Annotated in this window: 1 protein-coding gene; it reads left to right on the forward strand. The window is 32.5% G+C overall.

What is annotated here, in order from left to right; genetic code table 11:
- Positions 1 to 187: 187 nt before the first annotated feature.
- Positions 188 to 3,220 (forward strand): methylmalonyl-CoA mutase family protein (locus ACH2BO_RS00535; RefSeq protein ID WP_395042805.1); only part of this gene is annotated, 3,033 nt, incomplete at its 3' end.

Raw genomic sequence — 3,220 nt, forward strand, 5'->3', positions numbered from 1 at the left:
ATTTTTTTATTTTAAATTTCCATCTTTCAACTTCCATCTTTTATATGTCAATCTTAAATCTTCCAACTTCCATCTTCCGACTTCCATCTAAATTACAAATATAATGCCTCAAATTTTAAAACAATAAATAAGTTATAAAAATTATTAAATTCGTAAATTGCGCTCATAAAATTATCATTATACTAAAATGGAACCTCAAATACCTTATATTCCTAAAAATAAAGTAAGAATTGTAACTGCCGCATCATTATTTGATGGACACGATGCTGCAATCAATATTATGCGAAGAATTATTCAGTCTACAGGTGTAGAAGTAATTCATCTTGGACACGATAGAAGCGTAGAAGATGTTGTAAATACTGCCATTCAAGAAGATGCGAATGCTATTGCAATGACTTCCTATCAAGGTGGACACAATGAATATTTTAAATACATGCACGATTTATTAAAAGAAAAAGGTGCCGGACATATTAAAATTTTTGGTGGTGGTGGTGGAGTTATTTTGCCAGATGAAATTGCCGATTTGCAAGCGTACGGAATTACAAGAATTTATGCGCCAGATGATGGAAGAGCAATGGGTTTACAAGGAATGATTAACGATTTGGTACAAAAATCTGATTTTCCTGTTGGTAATGTTTTAAATGGCGAATTCAATCATCTTGAAGAAAAAAATCCTACTGCAATTGCAAGATTAATTTCTTCTGCCGAAAATTTTCCAGAAATTGCCAAAGAAACATTTGATAAAATTCATAAGAAAAACGAAAAATCTACTATTCCAGTTCTTGGAATTACAGGAACTGGTGGTTCTGGAAAATCGTCTTTAGTTGATGAATTAGTAAGACGATTTTTAATAGATTTTCCAGAAAAAACTATCGGATTAATTTCTGTTGATCCATCAAAAAGAAAAACTGGTGGCGCACTTTTGGGTGATAGAATTCGTATGAATGCTATTAACAATCCTAGGGTTTATATGCGTTCGTTGGCAACTCGTCAATCTAATTTGGCTTTGTCTAAATATGTTGCCGAAGCAATACAGGTTTTAAAAGCTGCAAAATATGATATTATAATTCTAGAAACTTCTGGAATTGGTCAAAGTGATACCGAAATTATGGATCATTCTGATGTTTCTTTATATGTAATGACGCCAGAATTTGGTGCTGCAACGCAATTGGAAAAAATTGATATGTTAGATTTTGCCGATATTGTAGCTGTAAATAAATTTGACAAACGTGGTGCGCTTGACGCTTTGCGCGATGTTAAAAAACAATATCAAAGAAATCATAATCTTTGGGATTCAGATTTAGATACCATGCCAGTTGTAGGAACAATTGCTTCGCAGTTTAACGATCCTGGAATGAATCAATTGTATAAAAAGTTGATGGATAAAGTAGTGGAACAAACCAATTCTAATTTAAAATCTACTTTTAAAATCACTCGTGAAATGAGTGAAAAAATATTTGTAATTCCACCTTACAGAACACGTTATCTATCTGAAATTGCAGAAAACAATAGAAAATATGATGCAACAGCGCTTTCTCAAGTTGAAGTTGCTCAAAAATTATATGGAATTTTTAAAACTATCGAATCAGTTTCTAATAAAGTTCCTTTAATTAATAAAGCTGGAATTGATAATAATTCTGTCATTGAAAGTAATTCTGTGATAGATAAAAATTCTGTCATCCTGAGCGCAGTCGAAGGAACATCAAATAATAATAATAATTTTATAAAACTTCTAATAGCAGAATTCGACCGAGTAAAAATGAATCTCGATCCATACAATTGGGAAATAATTTTAAACTGGGATGAAAAAATTAATAAATATAAAAATCCGTTTTACAGTTTTAAAGTTCGCGATAAGGAAATTAAAATTGCAACGCATACCGAATCACTTTCGCATTCTCAAATTCCAAAAGTATCACTTCCCAAATACAAAGCTTGGGGCGATATTTTAAAATGGAATTTACAAGAAAATGTGCCTGGCGAATTTCCATTTGCCTCTGGATTATATCCTTTTAAAAGAGAAGGCGAAGATCCAAGTAGAATGTTTGCTGGCGAAGGTGGACCAGAACGAACCAACAAACGTTTTCATTATGTAAGTGCTGGTTTGCCTGCAAAACGACTTTCTACAGCATTTGACAGTGTAACTTTGTATGGAAATGATCCAGATTTACGTCCAGATATTTATGGAAAAATTGGAAATGCTGGCGTATCAATTTGCTGTCTAGACGATGCCAAAAAATTATATTCTGGTTTCGATTTAAGTCATGCAATGACATCAGTTTCTATGACAATAAATGGTCCAGCGCCAATGTTGCTTGGGTTTTTTATGAACGCTGCAATTGATCAAAATTGTGAAAAGTACATAAAAGAAAACAGTCTTGAAGTAGAAATTGAAGAAAGAATAAACGAAATTTATAAGAAAAAAGGAATTGCCAGACCAAAATATAATGGCGATTTACCAGAAGGAAATAATGGTTTAGGATTGCTATTGCTTGGTGTAACTGGCGATGAAGTTTTGTCTAAAGAAATTTATAATGATATAAAAGTAAAGACGTTAACTCAAGTTCGTGGAACAGTTCAAGCCGATATTTTAAAAGAAGATCAAGCGCAAAATACCTGTATATTTTCTACAGAATTTGCTTTGCGATTAATGGGCGATGTGCAAGAATATTTTATAACTCAAAATGTTAGAAATTTTTATTCGGTGTCAATTTCTGGTTATCACATTGCCGAAGCTGGAGCAAATCCTATAACACAATTGGCATTTACACTTTCTAATGGTTTTACTTATGTAGAATATTATTTAAGTCGTGGAATGAATATTAACGATTTTGGACCTAATTTATCGTTCTTTTTCTCTAACGGAATTGATCCAGAATATGCAGTTATTGGTCGTGTTGCCAGAAAAATTTGGGCAAAAGCCATGAAAAATAAATATGGTGCTAATGAAAGAGCACAAATGTTGAAATACCATATTCAAACCTCTGGCCGTTCGCTTCACGCACAAGAAATAGATTTTAACGATATTCGAACTACTTTGCAAGCACTTTATGCAATATATGACAACTGTAACTCGTTGCATACCAATGCTTACGACGAAGCAATTACAACACCAACAGAGGAAAGTGTACGAAGAGCAATGGCAATTCAATTGATTATAAATAAAGAATTAGGATTGGCTAAAAACGAAAATCCAATTCAAGGTTCGTTTATAATTGAA

Source organism: Flavobacterium sp. (assembly GCF_043773265.1).
Classification (GTDB): domain Bacteria; phylum Bacteroidota; class Bacteroidia; order Flavobacteriales; family Flavobacteriaceae; genus Flavobacterium.